The organism is Streptomyces triticirhizae, assembly GCF_003696235.1.
GTDB lineage: Bacteria > Actinomycetota > Actinomycetes > Streptomycetales > Streptomycetaceae > Streptomyces > Streptomyces triticirhizae.
Map to the genome: position 1 here is coordinate 1 of NZ_RFFJ01000140.1, position 16,635 is coordinate 16,635.

Below are 16,635 nucleotides of genomic sequence, written 5' to 3' on the forward strand. Positions count from 1 at the left end.
GGCCCAGGCGCCGAGCGCGGCGGCCGACGGCGGCAGCAGCGGCACCGGGACGGCGCCCGGCGCGGGCGGCTGGGCCGCCGGGCCCTCGGCGACGAACCGCAGCCGCACCGATCCCGCCGGGCCCGGCTCCCGCAGCAACGTGCCATGGCTGGCGGGCAGTCGGGTGCGCCGCCAGAGCCGCTGCGGCAGCGGCTGGATCACGGCGACGGGGGCGTGCCGGCCGAGCGCGTGCAGCAGTCGGTGCGCCGTTCCCTCGCGCCAGAGCGGGCCGGCGCAGTCGCTCACCACCACGGTCAGGCGTCGCCCGGTGGGGTCGCGCAGCTGCCTGGCCGGGCGCAGCACCCCGCCCTCCGGGTCGAAGCGGCGGCTCACGGCCGCGCCGCCGTCCGGCGAGCGGTGCAGATAGTGCACCTGGATGTCGCGAAAGGCGCCCAACCGGCCGAAGATCTCGGCCAGTTCGCTGACCATCCGCTGCCAGACGCGCATCGCGGGGGCCGCGTCCATCAGCAGCTGGAGGTCCGTGTGGCCGCGCGGCTCGGCCCGGAAGACGGGGGTGAGCAGCCCACCGGCGCGGGCCGTGCGCTCGGCCGTGGCCGGCTCGTCGAGCACGAGGCCCCGGTGCGGGCGGCGCGGCGGGCCGGTCGGCGGGGTGTAGCGACGCAGCGGGCGCAGGGCGCGCTCCATGCCCAGCAGCCCCGGCAGCGCCCTGGCCTCCGGCACCCCGACGGGCAGCGCCTCGCCCGGCGGGCGGGCGCCGGCCTCGCCGCCCAGCCCCTCGGGGTCCGCGTAGAGCCGCACCGACGCGTCGTCGGGACGGGGCAACCGCCCGACGGCGCCCGGCCGTTCCTCCTCGACCGGGCGGGGGCGCTCCTGATCCTCGACGCGCTCCTCCGGCGCGGGACGCGCCCCCTCGGGCGCCGGCTCGTCGTCCCCCAGCGGCGCCCGACCGCCACGCCCGGCCGCGCCCTCCTCGGGTGCGCCGCGCGTGTACTGGGCCAGCCAGAGCGCGTCGGACAGCTCCGTCCACGAGGGATCGAACCCGGCGCCGCGCAGGACGGCGATCACGGACGCCAGTCGGTCGGGGCGGGCCGCTTGGGACATGGGTGCCTACCTGGGTTGATCGAGGCGCTGGATGAGCATGTCGGCCAGTCGGTCGCGGGTGGGCAGCTCGGCGTGGTGGGTGAGGTAGATCGCGTTCAACAGCTGGTCGGTGGCGAGTTGTTCGGTGCGGGAACGCTCCAGGAAACGGTCAATGAGATCCTCCCCGACCCGCGTCAACTCATCCCCCAGATGCGCCCTCACCACGGTGGCCAGCCGCTCGTGGTCCGGGCGGCCCAGCCGCAGCGGGATGCAGCGGCGCAGCAGCGGCGCGGGGAAGTCGCGCTCGCCGTTGCTGGTCAGCACGACGAACGGGAAGGCGTGGCAGCGGACCCTGCCCTCCCGGACGGTGACCTTGGTGCCGTCGTCGGTCAGCACCTCCACCTCCGGCTCACGCTCGGCGATCCGTTGCAGCTCGGGGATGGTGAACTCGCCCTCCTCCAGCACGTTCAACAGGTCGTTGGGCAGGTCGATGTCGCTCTTGTCCAGCTCGTCGATGAGCAGCACCCGGGGCTTGGCCGTCGGCAGCAGCGCGGTGCCGAGCGGGCCGAGCCGCAGATAGCTGCCGATGCCGCCGGGCACCGCCGCCGAGGCCAGCCCGGCGGCCCGCCCGCTCGCCGCGATCTGGGCGTCCTGGAGGCGGGCGATCGCGTCGTAGTGGTAGAGGCCGTCCTCCAGCCGGCTGCGGCTGACGATCGGCCAGTGCAGCACGCGACCGAGGCCGAGCTCGAAGGCGACCGAGTGCGCCAGGGTGCTCTTGCCCGTGCCCGGGCTCCCGGTGACCAGCAGGGGGCGGCGCAGATAGAGCGCCGCGTTTATGATCTCCAGCTCCTCGGCGCTGGGACGGTGCATCTCGGCCAGGTGCCGGAACGCCCCCAGGCGCCGGGCCGAGGCGCTGTCCGTGTCGGGTCCCGGGGCGACCAGCGGGTGGCCGTGGCCGTCGAAGTCCCGCCAGGGAGGCGGCTTGGGCAGGGCGTGGATGCCCTCGTGCCGCTCGCCGGTGCCCCGGTAGATCAGCCACTCGCCGCCCGTCGGCTCCTCGCCGGCGGGCCCCTCCTGACCGTTGGTCCCAGGCTCGTTGGTTTCAGAGATGGCCACCGCGTCCTCCTCGTCCGTTGTCCGCCGTCCGGATGATCGCCTGGCCCCCGACGCTCCCGACCGTAACCGGGGCGGAGGGCCGCGCCCAGGGGATGGGCCCGGATCGCGTCACCCCGGCCCGATGGCCCGTCATGGCGCCTCCAGGTAGTCGTCGTCGAACGTCTTGACCTCGGGGTCCGCGTAGAGCAACGCCACGTCGGACGACCAGGAGGCGTGCGCCACGCCCCTGGCCGCCGCCTCGCGCAGCCGCCAGAGCACGATCGGCAGCCGGCCCGCGTGACCGGCGCCCCGCGCCGCGCCGACCACCCCGTGGTGGAAGCCGTCGCAGGACGGCTCGCGCGGCTCCAGCTCGCGCCGCCACAGGATGACGTTGTATCCGCTGGCCATCACCCGGGGCAGCGCGACCGGCGTGCCGCCGCTGTTCGGGGTGCGGCACAGGACCGGGACGGCCGCGGTGTCCCGGCCGACCAGCGCGGCCGTCTCGGGCACGGCGCGGGCCTCGCCGTCGCGGCAGTCCAGCGGGTCGACCACCAGACGGCCGAGGTGGACCATGGCCCAACGGGCCTGCCGCAGCGCCCGCAGCTCCGGCGAGTCCTCGGCTCCTGGCACCGGGTCGGTGCAACGCATCACCACCGGGCGCCGCTCGCCGAGCGTCGGCCCGTCCGGCGCCAGCCACCAACGCTCGAAGGGGATCTCGAAGAGCGAGTAGGGCACGGCCACATGGAGCGGAACCGGGCTGCCCGGCTCGTCGGCGCGCCGGAACGCCTCGGCCAGCGCCGCGCGCAGCCGCTCCGGCGGCTTCTCCAGGCCCTCGGCGCGGAAGTCCTCGTCGATCGTGGAGCACCGGCCGCCGATGGTGGAGCTGATCCGCCAGTCGTAGCGGCCGCCCTCCCAGGCGCTCGGGAAGATCTCCAGCAGCGCGTGCGCGTCCGGCACGCCGGGCGGAACGTCGAGCAGATCCAGCTCCAGGTCGAACGGCAGCTCCGACTCCCTGGCCACGGCACGGTGTTGGCGCCTGGCCTCCTCCTCGCGTCCCAGCAGGTTGCGCACCCGGCGGGGCAGCGTCGGGGAGTCCTCGGCGACCGAGCGCACCCACTTCCGGAGCCGCTCCTCGGCGCCTTCAAGGGCGGGATAGGGGCGCTCCTCGGTGGCCGCGCGGAGCGCGTAGCGCAGCACGGCCTCCAGGCCCGTGGTGCCGGGCCGCAGTTCGTGGAGCAGGCCGAGGCCCTCCCGCCAGGCCCGGGGCGCGGGCAGGGCGCCCTCGTGTGGCCGGCCGCGCAGATCGCTGAACAGGTCCACCAGCCGCCGCGTGGAGACCGGCGGGGGCAGCTCCGCCAACATGCCCAGCAGCTTGACCCGTTGGCCCGGGGTGAGCCCGCCGGGGCCGGAGGCGCCCAGCGCGTTCTGCGCGTCCGTCCAGGTCAACTCGCCGGAACGGGCGGCCCGGTGGCGCTCGGCGTGGTAGCGGTCGTGGCCGTGCATGACCGCCTGGTAGACGTCGTCGGCGAGGGCCCGCACCGGGTCGGTCGCCCCCGGCAGGCGGCGTAACTGGATGACGGAGGTGGCCAGGCCGCCGTCCCGCATGTCCCGGCGGGCCTTGATCACGCCGATCACCTCGCCGCGCGCGAGGTCGACCAGCGGGCCGCCGGAGACGCCGTGCGGGACCTCGTCCTCGCTGCCCAGGCGCAGCAGGCCATCGGAGCCGATCTCGCCCCTGATGGTGCACCGGCCGCTGACGTCGTCGAACACGCCGGCCATCTCGGTGGAGCCGAAGAACGCGACCTCCTCGCGGGTGAACAGGCGGGCGGTGCGCTCGCTCAGCCAGACGCAGCCCGGCCCCTCGGGGGGCGGCGGGGGCGGCCCGAGCAGGCGCACGAGGGCGAGGTCGGGCGCCGGCCACATCGCCCCTCCGGGGGGCGGAGCCTCGGGCCGCGCCCACTCCACCCGACCGGGGACCGGGCGGTCCACACCTCTGAAGGTCAGCCCCACCTCGCGCCTCCCTCCCTCGGCGCCACCTCCCGAGAGCGCCACATGAGCGCAGGTGAGCACCCACTCGGGAGCGACGAAGAACCCGCTGCCCCACGGAGGCGGCACCGGCTCGCCCTCGGCATACCCGGCCGGCGGCGGATGGATGCGTACCGTGGCGGCGGCGACGAGCGGCGCGAGGAGTTCGAAGGAGTTCTCGTCGCCCGGCCGTGCGCCCCCCTCGTCCCCCCATGTCATGTGGCGTCCCGGCCGCGCGGCGGCGGGGGCGCGCCCTGCCAGGTGAGGGTGACCGTGATGGCGCCCTTGGCCTCGCCGTCGGCGAGCAGGCCGACGACCTTACCCGCCTTGGCGGTCAGCTCGATGCCGAAGCTGACGCTGACCTCGTCGGGGCGCGCGTCCCGCAGGCCGTCGGCGACGGAGGCCGCGACGCCGCCGATCAGCTCACGCAGGCTCTCCATCTGGGCGGCGGCCCGCTGGGCGAACCCGGTGTCCACATAGCCGGCGCCCGCCTGGCCGGGGCCGGGATAGCCGGAACGCGGCTGCTGCTCGGGCACGGACACCGGCTCGGCGCCGGAGATCCTGGCCCAGACCGGCGTCCCGTCCGGGAGGGTGACCCGGGTGACTTCGCTGCTCATGTGACCCCCCGTCGCTCCTGTGTGCCCGAAGGTTACCGGCCGCCACCGACAGTTGCCTATCCTTGGTCCTCCCGTCCCCGCCCCGCCCCGCGCCCCGGGCGACGGCCCCTCGGGCCTCCCCTCCCGAGGCCCTCCCGCACGGCTGGTGGAAGAATTTCGGAGCACGTTCCCGCAGCCCGTCCGCCGCCACCCGTCCGCAGCCCGTCCGCAGTCGTTCTCAGTTGTTCTCAGTTGTTCTCAACTGTCCGAAGGGGTCCGGAACCCTTCGGCTTCACCGCACACTTGGAGCACGTCGTGTACTTCACCGATCGAGGAATCGAGGAACTCGCCCAGCGGCGCGGTGGCGAGGAGGTCACCCTGGACTGGCTGGCGGAGCAGCTGCGGACCTTCGTCGACCTCAACCCGGACTTCGAGGTGCCGGTGGAGCGGCTGGCCACCTGGCTCGCGCGGCTCGACGACGAGGACGACGAGTGACGGCGGACCACCGGAGGCCGAGGCCGCGCACCGGCGGGGGCGCGTGGGAGGGCGATGCGCCTGCGCGTGGCGCGCGCCCGGCGTGCGCGCATCTCGCGCGCAACGACTCGCCTCGACCGGGGCGGGGTCGCCCCTTGACGTGAGACACACGCGATATATCGTCTTCGGTGAGTTGCGATATATCGGCCAGGCTCCCGGCGGCGGGGGCGGGCCGGGTCACCGAGGGAGGCGCGATGGCGCGGAACGACGAGTGGTCCATCGCCGAGCCGGAGACGCTCTCCTTCGCCGAGGACCCGATCGCGGAGGCGGAGATCCGCGTCATGGGCGGCGCGGTCAACGTGGTCGCGACGGACGAGCCCGTCGCGCGCCTGGAGGTCGCCTCGGTCGACGGGCCGCCGCTGCTGGTCAGGATCGACGGCGAGCGGCTGGTGGTGGGCTATCCGGACCTGCCCTGGCAGGGCTTCCTGCCCTGGCTGGCGCAACGCCGCCGGCGGAGGCGGGCGGTGATCTCCCTGTCGCTGCCGAGGAGTTGCCGGGTCACGGTCGGCGCGGTCACCGCCGGCGTGACGCTCGGCGGCCTCGCCGGCCCCGTCTCGGTCAACGCGGTCAGCGGGGACGTCACGCTGGTCGGCCTCTCCGGCCGGACGGGCGTGGAGACCGTCTCCGGTCCGGTCGAGGCGCTGGGGCTACGGGGGCCGCTGCGCTGCCACTCGGTCTCGGGCCCGCTGACGCTCGCCGACGGCACGGGGCCCAGCGTCCAGGCGGACACGGTCAGCGGCGACCTGCTGGTGGACCACGCGAGCGCCACCGTCCCGCCCGACGTCCGGCTCGGCTCGGTCTCCGGCCGGATCGCGCTGCGCCTGCGTGAGGGTGTGGGGGCCACGGTCTCCGGCAGCACCCTGAGCGGCACCGTCACCTGCTCCCTGCCCGGGCTGCGGGTCGGCCCCTGGGGCGCGAAGTCCCTGGCCGGCCGCATCGGTTCGGGCGCGGGCACGATCAGCCTCTCCTCCCTGTCCGGGTCGCTGGCGCTGCTGCGCCACCCCGGCGTCGAGGACGAGCGGCCCGCCCCCTCCACCCTGCGTAAGGAAGTCTGAGATGCCCCCCGTCTTCGGCCACGGCCGGCTCCGGCTCTACCTCCTCAAGCTGCTGTCGGAGTCCCCCCGCCACGGCTACGAGGTGATCCGGCTGCTGGAGGAGCGCTTCGACGGGCTCTACGCGCCCTCGGCCGGCACGGTCTATCCCCGCCTGGCCAAGCTCGCCTCCGAGGGGCTGGTCAGCCACACCGAGGAGGGCGGCCGCAAGGTCTACTCCCTCACCCCCGAGGGGGAGCGGGAGTTGGCCGGCCGCACGGAGGAGCTCACGGCGCTGGAGCGGGAGTTGCGCGACTCGCTGACGGCGCTGGCCGCCGGCATCAGGGAGGACGTGCGGGACACGGTGCGGGACCTGCGGGACGAGGTCAGGCGCGCCACCGAGTCGGCCGGCCGACCGGAGGGCGGCCCCGGCGAGTTCGGCCCCTGGCGGAAGCCCGGGCCCGGCCGCCGGCGGGGCGGCGGCCGGGGCCGCTGGGAGGCGGGGCCCGGGAGACCACCGGGGTTCGACGAGGCGCCCGACGGCGAGGAGCGGCCCGAGCCGCCGGGCCAGGGTCCGGGCGTTCCGCCCGGCCAGGAGCACTTCGAGCGGGCGGCCCGCCGCATTCAGGAGCGGGTGCGCTCCCGGGCCACGGCGGGGGACTGGCCCGGCGCGGTGCGCGCCGGACTCGACGGCCTCGGCGCGGAGTTCGAGGGCTGGGGCAGCCGGGTCGGGGCGCAGGTGCCCTGGCCGGGCGGCTGGTCGGCCGGCCCCGGGGGCGCGGAGGAGGCGTCCGCGGCCGAGGAGTTCGAGGCCGCGCTCGACGACGACGCCCCGCCGGCGTCCGACCCGGCGCGGGAGCTGGAGCGCCTGCTGGACCGCCTGCGGGACGACGTCCGGGACGCGGCCAGGGACTACGGCGTCAGCCAGGAGCAGCTGCGCGAGGCGCGGCGCCACCTCTCGGTGGCCTCCGCCCACCTGGTGGCCATGCTCCGCTCCCCACACGCCTGACGCACCCGCAGGGGGGCGCCGGCCCCGCCGTTCACCCCTCGGCTGATGGGCGGTTCGCCCGCCGTTCCGCGCCCGCCGGGGCCCCGGAGCGGCCGCCGCCTCCCGCGCGCCGGAGTCGGTGCCGCGCCCGCGCCGGGCCGGCCGCCCGGCCCGGCGGGGCCAGGTCAGACCGTGAGGACGAGCTTCCCGAAGTGGTCCCCGCGCTCCATCCGGGCCAGGGCCTCGTCGGCCCGGTCCAGCGGCAGCGTGGAGTCGATCAGCGGGCGCACGCCGCTGGCCTGACAGAAGCTCAGCAGCGCCGCCAGCTCGTCCCGGTCGCCCATGGTGGAGCCGACCACCCGCAGTTCGAGGAAGAAGAGCCGCGTCAACTCGGCGTCAGGAAGCGCCTGTCCCGAGGTCGCCCCGGAGATCACCAGGGTGCCGCCCGGCCGCAGCGAGCGCACCGAGTGGCGCCAGGTCGCCGCGCCCACCGTCTCCAGCACCGCGTCCACCGGGCGCGGCACGCGTTCGCCCGGCTCCAGCGCCGCCTCGGCGCCCAGCGCCAACGCCCTCTCCCGCTTGGCGGGATCGCGGCCGGTGACCAGCATCCGCAGCCCGGCCGCCGTCCCCAGGATCACGGCGGCCGTCGCCACCCCGCCCCCCGCGCCCTGCACCAGCACGCTGTCCCCCGGGCGGACCCCGGCGGCGGTGAAGAGCATCCGGTAGGCGGTCAGCCAGGCCGTCGGCAGGCAGGCGGCCTCCGCGAACGACAGCTCAGGCGGCTTGGGCAGCAAATTCCAGCGCGGCACGGCGACATACTCGGCCAACGTCCCCTGATACCGCTCGGAGAGCAGCGTGCGGCGCTCGTCGGGCCCGACGCCGTGTCCGGTGGCGCCGATCACGCCGTGCACCACGACCTCGTTGCCGTCCTCGTCGACGCCGGCCGCGTCGCAGCCCAGGATCATGGGCAGCGCCTCCTGCCGCAGGCCGACGCCGCGCAGCGTCCACAGGTCGTGGTGGTTGACGGAGGCGGCCCGCACCCGCACCACCGCCCAGTGTTCGCGGGCCTCGGGGCGGGGCCGTTCGCCCAACCGCAGCCCGTCGAGCGGTCGGTCGGCGTCGAAGTGGGTGGCATAGGCGGCGAACATGCCTCGCACGCTAGCCCGGGTGATCGCCCCGGGCCAGACCCCACCCCGAGCCGGCCGCGCGGGGCGGCCGGCCCGGCCGGTCGTCGCCGTTCCCGTCGCCGCCGTACGGTGGGAGGATGGTGCCCCGACGCGCCGACGCGTTCACGACCGCCCGCGCGCGTGAGTCACCGCCCGCACGCGTGAGTCACCGCCCGCGCGAGCGACGTCCGTTCGGGCCGGGGGCGGTTCGTGGCCCGTCGAGAATCAGGGGGACCGGCATGGGCACGTTGTTCCTTCGTCGACTCAGCCGCTGGCAGGCCGAGACGGAGCGCGACCAGATCGCGGATCTCTTCGCCGCCGCGCTCCGCGACCCGGCGCCGGACGCCGTTCCGCCGGACCGGGCCGCGTTTCTGCGGCGCTTCGTCGACCACGACGTCCAGCAGCCGGAGTTCGACCTGGTGCTCGCCGGCGACCCGAGCCCCGCCGGCTGCGCCTACGGCTTCCTGGCCGAACGGGACGGCGGCTGGTGGTCCCGGTTCCGCGAGCGGCCCGAGGCGCTGCCGCAACTGGCCGAGAACCGCCGGGTCTTCGTCGTCGCCCAGCTGCTGGTGCACCCGAGGCGGCGCGGTCAGGGCCTGGCGGGCCGGCTCCAACGCGAGCTGCTCTCCCGAGCCTCGGCGCCGCTGGCGCTGCTCCTGCTGGAGCCGGGCAACGGGCCCGCGCAGGCGGCCGCCCAGGCCCTGGGCTGGAGCAAGACCGGCCAGCTGACCCCGAGCGAGGGCACCCCGCTCGGGGCGTGGACGATCCCGCTGGGCCGGCACGGCTGAGCCGATCCGCCCGCAGGACCCGGGGCAACGCCGCCCGGGGCACCCTGCCGTCAGAGCACCTTGGAGAGGAACGCCCTGGTGCGCTCCTGGCGCGGGTTCGCCAGCACCTCGCGCGGGTCGCCCGCCTCGACGACCAGCCCGTCGTCCATGAAGACCAGGCTGTCCCCGACCTCCCGGGCGAAGCCCATCTCGTGGGTGACCACGATCATGGTCATCCCGTCCTCGGCCAGCGCCCGCATCACGTCGAGCACCTCGCCGACCAGCTCGGGGTCGAGGGCGGAGGTCGGCTCGTCGAAGAGCATCAGCTTGGGGTCCATCGCCAACGCCCGGGCGATGGCGACCCGTTGCTGCTGCCCGCCGGAGAGCTGGGAGGGGTAGTTGCCCATCCGGTCGGCCAGCCCGACGCGGGCCAGCAGCTCCTCGGCGCGCTGCCTGGCCTCGGCCCGCCGGAGGCCCTTGACCTGGACGGGCGCCTCCATCACGTTCTCCGCCGCCGTCATGTGCGGGAAGAGGTTGAAGCGCTGGAAGACCATCCCGATGTCGCGGCGCTGGGCCGCGACCTCGCGCTCCCGCATCTCGTAGAGCTTGTCGCCGCGTTGGCGGTAGCCGACCAGCTCGCCGTCCACGTAGAGCCGCCCGGCGTTGATCTTCTCCAGATGGTTGACGCAGCGCAGCAGCGTGGACTTGCCGGAGCCCGAGGGGCCGACCACGCAGCAGACCTCGCCGGGGCTGACCTCCAGGTCGATGCCCTTGAGCACCCGGACCGAGCCGAAGTTCTTGTGGACCCGCTCCGCCCTGACCATCGGGCGCGGGGAGTTCGTCGTGCTCATGGCGTCACACCCCTCCGACCGAGCCGCTGCCGGCGCCCTCGCCCCGGGACCCGAGCAGCCGCGCCCGCGCCCTGGCCCGCTGGAACGGGGTGGGCGGCCGTGACCGCTCGTTGCCCCTGGCGAAGTAACGCTCCAGGTAGTACTGACCGATGCTGAACACCGTGGTCAGGATGAGATACCAGACGGTCACGACGATGAGCATCTCCATGACCGCGAGGTTTCGCGAACTGATCGTGTTGCCGGCCCGGAACAGCTCCGTGTACTGGATCGCGTAGACCAGCGACGAGGTCTTCAACATGTTGATGAACTCGTTGCCGGTCGGCGGAACGATCACCCGCATCGCCTGCGGCAGCACGATCCGCCGCAGCGTCTTGCCGTTGTTCATCCCCAACGCGTGGGCCGCCTCGGTCTGCCCGTGGTCCACGGACTGGATGCCGGCCCTGGCGATCTCCGCCATGTAGGCGGCCTCGTTGAGCCCGAGTCCCAGCAGGGCGGCGAGGAACGGCGTCATGAAGTCGTTCATCTCGTCCTTGTAGAAACCGAGGTTCACGGTCTCGAAGACGAACGACAGGTTGTACCAGAGGAACAGCTGCACCAGCACCGGGGTGCCCCGGAAGAACCAGATGTAGCCCCAGGCCACGCCGGCCAGCACCGGGTTGCGGGAGAGCCGCATGATCGCCAGGACCACCCCGAGGACCACGCCCAGCAGCATGGACAGCACGGTGATCCACAGCGTCTTGCCGGCGCCCTCGACGATGGTGTCGTAGGTGAGGAACTCGCCCACCACGTCCCAGTTGATGTCCGCGCCACGGAACGCCTGGAACAGCGCGGCGAGCAGTGCGAACACCACCGCCACGCCGATCCACCGTCCCCAGTGGCGCACCGGCACGGCCCGGATGGCCTCCGGTGGCACCCGGTCCTTCAGGCCGCCGCCGGACGGGGGTTCGTCCCCCGGCTCCTTCGACAGGCGGTCGCGGGAATCTGACACAGGGATCGCCCTCGCTGGCTGTCGGTCGCGGTCACTCGCCGGCGTTGATCGTGGCCTCTTCGACGGCGCCGGCCTCGGCACTCCACTCGGCCAGGATCTCGGCGTAGGTGCCGTTGTCGATGATCTCCTGGAGCGCGGCCTGGATGGCGTCGCGCAGCTCCGGGTTGTCCTTGGCGACGGCGATGCCGTACGGCGCCGCGTCGATCTGCTCGCCGACCACGGTGAACAGGTCGCCGCCGCCCGCGTTCAACTCGTTGTACAGCGCCACCGGGTAGTCGGTGATCACGGCGTCGGCGCGGCCGTTCTGGAGCGCGGTGATGGAGTCGCTGTCGACCTCGTTGATGATCGGGTCGATCGGCTCGTCGCAGTCGGCCTGCGCCTCCTCGACCACCGTCTCGTTGGCGGTGCCCTGCTGGGCGGCGACGCTCAGGCCGCAGAGGTCGGCGACGCTCTCGATGCCCTCGGGGTTGTCGGCGGGCACGAGTATCGCCGAGCCGGCCTGGAAGTAGTTGACGAAGTCGGCGCCGCCCTCGGCGTCCTCGCTGATGCCCTGCTGCCGCTCGGCGGTGTCGGTCATCGCGGACATGATCACGTCGTGGCGGCCGTTGTTGAGGCCCAGGATCAGGCCGTCGAAGGTGCCGTTCTCGAAGACGAAGTCGACGCCCAGCACCTCGCCGAGCGCGGCGCCGATGTCCGGGTCGATGCCGGCGATCTCGTCGTTCTCGTCGATGAACTCGATGGGCGCGTAGGCGATGTCGGAGCCGACCTTGACCTCGCCCGCCTCCTGGATGTCCGCCGGCAGCAGGTCGAACAGTTCGCCGCCCTCGGACCCGCCCTCGGACTCGGAACCGCCGGATGAGGCCGCGCTGTCCGTGTCCCCGCCGTCGTCCGTCTGGTCACCGCAGGCTCCGAGCAGCAGAACGCCGGCTGCGGCGAGGGAACCGGCCGCCGCCAGGCGCGAGCGGCGGGAGAGGCGAGCGGTCATGGCGTGTTCCTCCTGGGGCGGGGGTACCGAGGGGGTCGGGCACGCGTCGTCGAGTGTCGCGACGGGCTGAGCGCTCGGTCGAGCGTCAGTGCCACGACATCCTGCCATCCGATCCGGAAACGGAACCGGTCGGTAGATCAAGATCGGATAACGGACAGCGGACACCGGTGACCGGAAGTGGACAACTCCCTGGTACGCGTGGTTCCTTGCCGGCCGCCGCCGCAGCCACTGAGACATACGTCACCCACGGGGCCACCGGTGCCGGCGAGGCTCCGGGGACGTTCCCGCGTTCGGCCGACAACCCGCGACAACCCGCGATAACCCGCGACAACCGGAACGGAGAACCACTTCCCGGCCGCATCCCGACGCATCCCCGGCACATTTCCGATGAGCCACTGATCGTTTTCTTACTGGAAACCGAATGCGTTCGTCGGCGCGCCATCTCATCAGGTAGAACCGGGCGGTAGACCCCTCACCCGGGGACCCGGGCGCCCGCGCGAAGCGCCCGGCGTCCGCATCGCGAACCGCGCCGACCAGCCAACCACCGGGCGATCGGCGGACGCGATGCCCGCCCGCACTCCGACCGGAGAGCGGCCATCTCAGACGATGACGTTGTACCAAAGGGGTTACACGAAGTGGCATCGGAGATCATCAATCCGCGTGGGGAGCTGACCCACGCCGGACCCCGCCACACGCGGCTCACCGACGAGCTGCCCGAGGCCGGCCTGGACCCGGCGTTCGCCCTGCACCGGGGCGGCAAGATGGAGGTGCGCGGCACGGTCCCGCTGCGCGACGCCGACGACCTGTCGCTCGCCTACACGCCCGGGGTCGCCCGGGTCTGCGAGGCGATCGCGGAGCGGCCCGAGCTGGTCCACGACTACACCTGGAAGTCCGGCACGGTCGCCGTGGTCACCGACGGCAGCGCCGTGCTGGGCCTGGGCGACATCGGCCCGGCAGCCTCGCTGCCGGTGATGGAGGGGAAGGCCATCCTCTTCAAGCAGTTCGGCGGCGTGGACGCGGTGCCGGTCGCGCTGGACTGCCGGGAGGTGGACGAACTCGTCGAGACCGTCGTGCGGTTGGCCCCCTCCTTCGGCGGGATCAACCTGGAGGACATCTCGGCGCCGCGCTGCTTCGAGGTGGAGCGGCGGCTCAGGGAGCGCCTGGACATCCCGGTCTTCCACGACGACCAGCACGGCACGGCCGTGGTCACCCTCGCGGCGCTGCGCAACGCCGCGCGCCTGGTCGGCCGAGAGCTGGCCACGCTGCGGGTGGTGATCTCGGGCGCGGGGGCGGCCGGCGTGGCCATCGCCCGCATCCTGCTGGGCGCGGGCGTCGCGGACGTGGTGGTCTGCGACCGGCGCGGCGTGGTGAGCCGGGACCGGGAGGATCTGACCGAGGTCAAGCGGGAGTTGGCCGAGATCACCAACCCGGCTGGGCGGAGCGGCTCGCTGGCCGACGCGCTCGCCGGCGCTGACGTCTTCGTCGGCGTCAGCGGCGGCACGGTGCCCGAGTCGGCGGTCGCGACGATGGCGCCCGGCGCGTTCGTCTTCGCCATGGCCAACCCGAACCCCGAGGTCCACCCGGAGGTCGCCGCCCGGTACGCGGCCGTGGTGGCCACCGGGCGCAGCGACTTCCCCAACCAGATCAACAACGTGTTGGCGTTCCCCGGGATCTTCGCCGGCGCGCTCCAGGTGCGGGCGACGCGGATCACCGAGGGGATGAAGCTGGCGGCGGCCGAGGCGCTGGCCGCCGTGGTCGCGGACGAGCTGAGCCCCGAGAAGGTGATCCCCTCCCCGTTCGACGCGCGGGTGGCGCCCGCGGTCGCGGCCGCCGTGGCCGAAGCGGCCCGCGCCGAGGGCGTGGCCAGGATCTGAGTCGGCGCTCCGGGGCGGGGGTTCCTGCCGAACTCCCGCCCCGGGACGTGACCTACCGCAGGGCCAGCACGGTGGTGTCGCTCAGCGAGGCCCAGGCGGCCCTGGCCTCGGCGAACCCGGCCTCGCGCAGCGTCCGCACATGCCACTCCAGCGGGAACATCCGCCCCTCGGCGTGGTCGCCCTCGGCGGGGTCGCCGTAGATCCGGTACCGCTCGGCCGTCGCCTCGGCCAGCTCGGGGTCGGCCGCCGCGCTGGCCCACCAGTCGACCCAGTCGGCCCGGCCGGCCGCCCTCTCGCGCCGCTGCCTGGCCGCCTCGAAGGCGCTGACGGCCTCCCCGATCCGGGGCGCCTCCGGGTGCGGCATGTGGTCGGCGTTGAGGAAGACGCCGCCGGGGCGCACCAGCGTGGCGAGCCGCCCGTAGAGCGCGCGGAGCGGCTCCTCGGTCAGCCAGTGCAGCGCGGTCGCCGTGAGCACGGCGTCGAAGGAGTCGTGGGGCAGCGCCTCGGCCCAGTGCGGGTCGGTGAGGTCGGCGCTGACGAAGGTGGCGCGCGGGTCGTCGGCGAAGGTGCCCCGGGCGATGGTGAGCAGCGTCGGGTCGAGGTCCACGCCCACGCTGACCGCGTCGGGGAAGCGGCGCAGCGTCCGCGCGGTGATGCTGCCAGTGCCGCAGGCCAGGTCGAGCACGCGGGGCCGGTCCCCGACCAGCGCCTCGACCGCGTCCAGCATCACGCGGAAGCGCTCCTCCCGATCGGGCAGGTACCACTCCTGCTGCTGGTCCCAACTCTTCTGCCAGCGCGACCAGTCGGCCATCGTCCCTCCCTGAGACGGCGAACAGCGAAAGACCACCGGTAAGGGCCATCCATCGCTGAGACCCATTACTATGGCCGCCCCCGACTATAGGCCCGCCAGGTAAGGAACACAATTGGAACTGACCACTTACTCGGACTTCGCCGTGCGCCTGGTGAACACCGAGCGGCCGGCGCGCGGCGAGGACACGCTGACCTCGGTCGAGGCCGTGCGGGACCTCTTCGGCGGGGCCCGGCAGGCCGCCCGGCGGGCCACCGAGGCCGACGTGACCCGGCTGCGCGGGGTGCGCGCCCGGCTGCGCGCGGTCTTCACCGAGGCGGCTGAGGGGAACGAGCGCGGCGCCGTGGACCTGTTGAACGCGCTGCTGCTGGAGTACCCGGTCAGCCCGCAGATCTCCGGCCACGACTTCCTGGACGACGCCGGCCGCCCCCGCTGGCACCTACACCTGGCCGAGCACCCGTCGAACGCCACCGCCGGCTACGCGGCGACCGCCTGCATGGGTCTGGCCGTGCAGCTGACCGAGCTGGGCGTCGACCGCCTGGGCATCTGCGGCGCCGAGCCCTGCCGCAACGCCTATGTCGACACGTCGACCAACCGTTCCCGGCGCTACTGCTCCGACCGCTGCGCCACCCGCGCCAACGTCGCGGCCTACCGGGCGCGCAAGCGCCGCGAACGCGCCGTCAGCGGGCGCACCGCCGACGGCAGCCGCCCCAACGCGCCGGCCAGCGCGCCCACCCGGGAGGGCGCGCCCGAGCGGCCCACCCTCGCCGGCTCCGGCTCCCCGAGCACCCCGGCCACCTCGCCCGACCCCACCGCGTCCGGGCGCTGACCGGCCCCCAGCGGGGAACGCAGCCGCAGCACCGCCCTGGCCACCAGCAGCCCGTCGGGCACCACGCCGAACTCCCGGCTGTCGTTGGTCACCTGGGCGTTGTCCCCCAACACCCACCAGCCGCCCTCGCGCCGTTCCGCGGCGCGCTTGACGATCAGCAGGTCGTGTTGGAACGGGTGACGCAGCACCACCACATGCCCGGGACGCACCCGCGCCCCGTAGGCGAGCAGCAACTGGTCGCCGGGGCAGAGGGTAGGCAGCATCGAGGGGTTGTAGACCTCGGCGAGCCCAAACCTCATCGCACCCTCACTCGTCGTCCCTGAGCCATGGTCCCCGTTCCCTCCGGTGATCGCATGTCGGTGGCCTCCCCCGTCGGACCATCCTCCCCTCCCGAGCGGCCCCGCCGCGCTCCGCCCCCGGCCCCAGCGGGGCACCGGACTTTTGGCCTAAGCCCCCGGGAACGCCCCGGGTCGGCCGAGAAAACCGCCCCTGCACGGAGTAACCTCGCCCGGGAGAAGACGATCACGAGGAAGGACAGCTCTATGCTTTCCCGCCTGTTCGCCCCCAAGGTCAGGGTCAGCGCGCACTGCGACCTGCCGTGCGGCGTCTACGACCCGGCCCAGGCCCGGATCGAGGCCGAGTCGGTCAAGGCCATCCAGGAGAAGTACCAGGCCAACGACGACCCTCACTTCCGGGCCCGCGCCACCGTCATCAAGGAGGAGCGCGCCGAGCTGGCGAAGCATCACGTTTCGGTGCTCTGGAGCGACTACTTCAAGCCGCCGCACTTCGAGAAGTACCCGGAGCTGCACCAGCTGGTCAACGAGACCCTCAAGGCCCTGAGCGCGGCCAAGGGCTCGACCGACCCGGCGACCGGCCAGAAGGCCCTCGACTACATCGCCCAGATCGACAAGATCTTCTGGGAGACCAAGAAGGCCTGACCTGTCACCGTTCCCGGCTCTCCGGGAGTGTGCAGGTCACTGCGCCTTTTGGGGCGTCCGATCGCTCAGCGCGTCGGACG

The 16,635-nt window shown here is 74.0% G+C and carries 16 protein-coding genes and 1 pseudogene; 7 read left to right on the forward strand and 10 right to left on the reverse strand.

What is annotated here, in order from left to right; translation table 11 throughout:
* The 4 genes from EBN88_RS21255 to EBN88_RS21270 all read right to left on the reverse strand — a co-directional run.
* The coding region (locus tag EBN88_RS21255; protein ID WP_267902582.1) for an SAV_2336 N-terminal domain-related protein at nucleotides 1-1,101 on the reverse strand (1,101 nt) is incomplete at its 3' end.
* A 6-nt stretch (nucleotides 1,102-1,107) separates the two neighbouring features.
* Nucleotides 1,108-2,115: an AAA family ATPase gene (locus EBN88_RS21260; RefSeq protein ID WP_226961333.1), complete on the reverse strand. Its 1,008-nt coding sequence runs from the start codon at nucleotides 2,113-2,115 to the stop codon at nucleotides 1,108-1,110.
* Nucleotides 2,116-2,325: 210 nt separating this feature from the next.
* Entirely contained in the window at nucleotides 2,326-4,419 is a 2,094-nt protein-coding gene (locus tag EBN88_RS21265) for a VMAP-C domain-containing protein (RefSeq protein ID WP_122185514.1), read from the reverse strand.
* A complete protein-coding gene (locus EBN88_RS21270; RefSeq protein WP_407703442.1) occupies nucleotides 4,416-4,817 on the reverse strand; it encodes a CU044_2847 family protein in 402 nt (133 codons plus the stop codon). Before EBN88_RS21270 ends, EBN88_RS21265 begins: the two co-directional genes overlap by 4 nt.
* A 294-nt stretch (nucleotides 4,818-5,111) precedes the next feature.
* On the opposite strand from EBN88_RS21270, the gene EBN88_RS21275 reads away from it, so the two are divergent.
* The 3 genes from EBN88_RS21275 (at nucleotide 5,112) to EBN88_RS21285 (ending at nucleotide 7,370) form a co-directional block, all read left to right on the forward strand.
* Nucleotides 5,112-5,291 (forward strand): DUF6104 family protein, encoded by a 180-nt coding sequence (locus EBN88_RS21275; protein ID WP_122185515.1) that lies wholly within the window; start codon nucleotides 5,112-5,114, stop codon nucleotides 5,289-5,291.
* Nucleotides 5,292-5,524: 233 nt separating this feature from the next.
* Complete coding sequence (locus tag EBN88_RS21280; protein ID WP_122185516.1) at nucleotides 5,525-6,385, forward strand: DUF4097 family beta strand repeat-containing protein; 861 nt, start codon at nucleotides 5,525-5,527, stop codon at nucleotides 6,383-6,385.
* 1 nt (nucleotide 6,386) lies between these two features.
* Complete coding sequence (locus tag EBN88_RS21285) at nucleotides 6,387-7,370, forward strand: PadR family transcriptional regulator (protein ID WP_122185517.1); 984 nt, start codon at nucleotides 6,387-6,389, stop codon at nucleotides 7,368-7,370.
* 164 nt (nucleotides 7,371-7,534) lie between these two features.
* On the opposite strand, the gene EBN88_RS21290 is transcribed toward EBN88_RS21285, so the two are convergent.
* Nucleotides 7,535-8,497 (reverse strand): zinc-binding dehydrogenase, encoded by a 963-nt coding sequence (locus EBN88_RS21290; RefSeq protein WP_122185518.1) that lies wholly within the window; start codon nucleotides 8,495-8,497, stop codon nucleotides 7,535-7,537.
* A gap of 257 nt (nucleotides 8,498-8,754) precedes the next feature.
* On the opposite strand from EBN88_RS21290, the gene EBN88_RS21295 reads away from it, so the two are divergent.
* On the forward strand, nucleotides 8,755-9,303 hold the full coding sequence (locus EBN88_RS21295) for a GNAT family N-acetyltransferase (RefSeq protein WP_158621463.1): 549 nt from the start codon (nucleotides 8,755-8,757) through the stop codon (nucleotides 9,301-9,303).
* A 50-nt stretch (nucleotides 9,304-9,353) separates the two neighbouring features.
* Here the strand turns inward: EBN88_RS21295 and EBN88_RS21300 are convergent, their stop codons facing one another.
* From EBN88_RS21300 to EBN88_RS21310, 3 genes are read right to left on the reverse strand one after another with little or no spacing between them, the layout of a single operon-like run.
* Nucleotides 9,354-10,106 (reverse strand): amino acid ABC transporter ATP-binding protein, encoded by a 753-nt coding sequence (locus tag EBN88_RS21300; protein ID WP_122185520.1) that lies wholly within the window; start codon nucleotides 10,104-10,106, stop codon nucleotides 9,354-9,356.
* Nucleotides 10,107-10,137: 31 nt separating this feature from the next.
* Nucleotides 10,138-11,121 (reverse strand): amino acid ABC transporter permease, encoded by a 984-nt coding sequence (locus EBN88_RS21305; RefSeq protein WP_122185521.1) that lies wholly within the window; start codon nucleotides 11,119-11,121, stop codon nucleotides 10,138-10,140.
* Nucleotides 11,122-11,152: 31 nt separating this feature from the next.
* Nucleotides 11,153-12,106, reverse strand: a complete 954-nt coding sequence (locus EBN88_RS21310; RefSeq protein ID WP_122185522.1) for an ABC transporter substrate-binding protein — start codon at nucleotides 12,104-12,106, stop codon at nucleotides 11,153-11,155.
* Nucleotides 12,107-12,741: 635 nt separating this feature from the next.
* Between EBN88_RS21310 and EBN88_RS21315 the strand changes: the two genes are divergently transcribed.
* On the forward strand, nucleotides 12,742-13,980 hold the full coding sequence (locus EBN88_RS21315) for an NAD(P)-dependent malic enzyme (protein WP_122185523.1): 1,239 nt from the start codon (nucleotides 12,742-12,744) through the stop codon (nucleotides 13,978-13,980).
* A gap of 52 nt (nucleotides 13,981-14,032) precedes the next feature.
* On the opposite strand, the gene EBN88_RS21320 is transcribed toward EBN88_RS21315, so the two are convergent.
* Nucleotides 14,033-14,791, reverse strand: coding sequence for a class I SAM-dependent methyltransferase (locus tag EBN88_RS21320; protein WP_122185524.1), 759 nt, complete (start codon nucleotides 14,789-14,791; stop codon nucleotides 14,033-14,035).
* Nucleotides 14,792-14,903: 112 nt separating this feature from the next.
* Here EBN88_RS21320 and EBN88_RS21325 point away from each other — a divergent pair, with 112 nt between their 5' ends.
* Complete coding sequence (locus tag EBN88_RS21325; protein WP_233580828.1) at nucleotides 14,904-15,617, forward strand: CGNR zinc finger domain-containing protein; 714 nt, start codon at nucleotides 14,904-14,906, stop codon at nucleotides 15,615-15,617.
* Nucleotides 15,618-15,622: 5 nt separating this feature from the next.
* On the opposite strand, the pseudogene sodX reads toward EBN88_RS21325, so the two are convergent.
* Nucleotides 15,623-15,916: pseudogene (gene sodX, locus EBN88_RS32035) on the reverse strand (nickel-type superoxide dismutase maturation protease); the annotation flags it as partial.
* A 243-nt stretch (nucleotides 15,917-16,159) separates the two neighbouring features.
* Between sodX and sodN the strand changes: the two are divergent.
* Nucleotides 16,160-16,555: a superoxide dismutase, Ni gene (gene sodN, locus EBN88_RS21335; RefSeq protein WP_122185526.1), complete on the forward strand. Its 396-nt coding sequence runs from the start codon at nucleotides 16,160-16,162 to the stop codon at nucleotides 16,553-16,555.
* Nucleotides 16,556-16,635 lie beyond the last annotated feature (80 nt).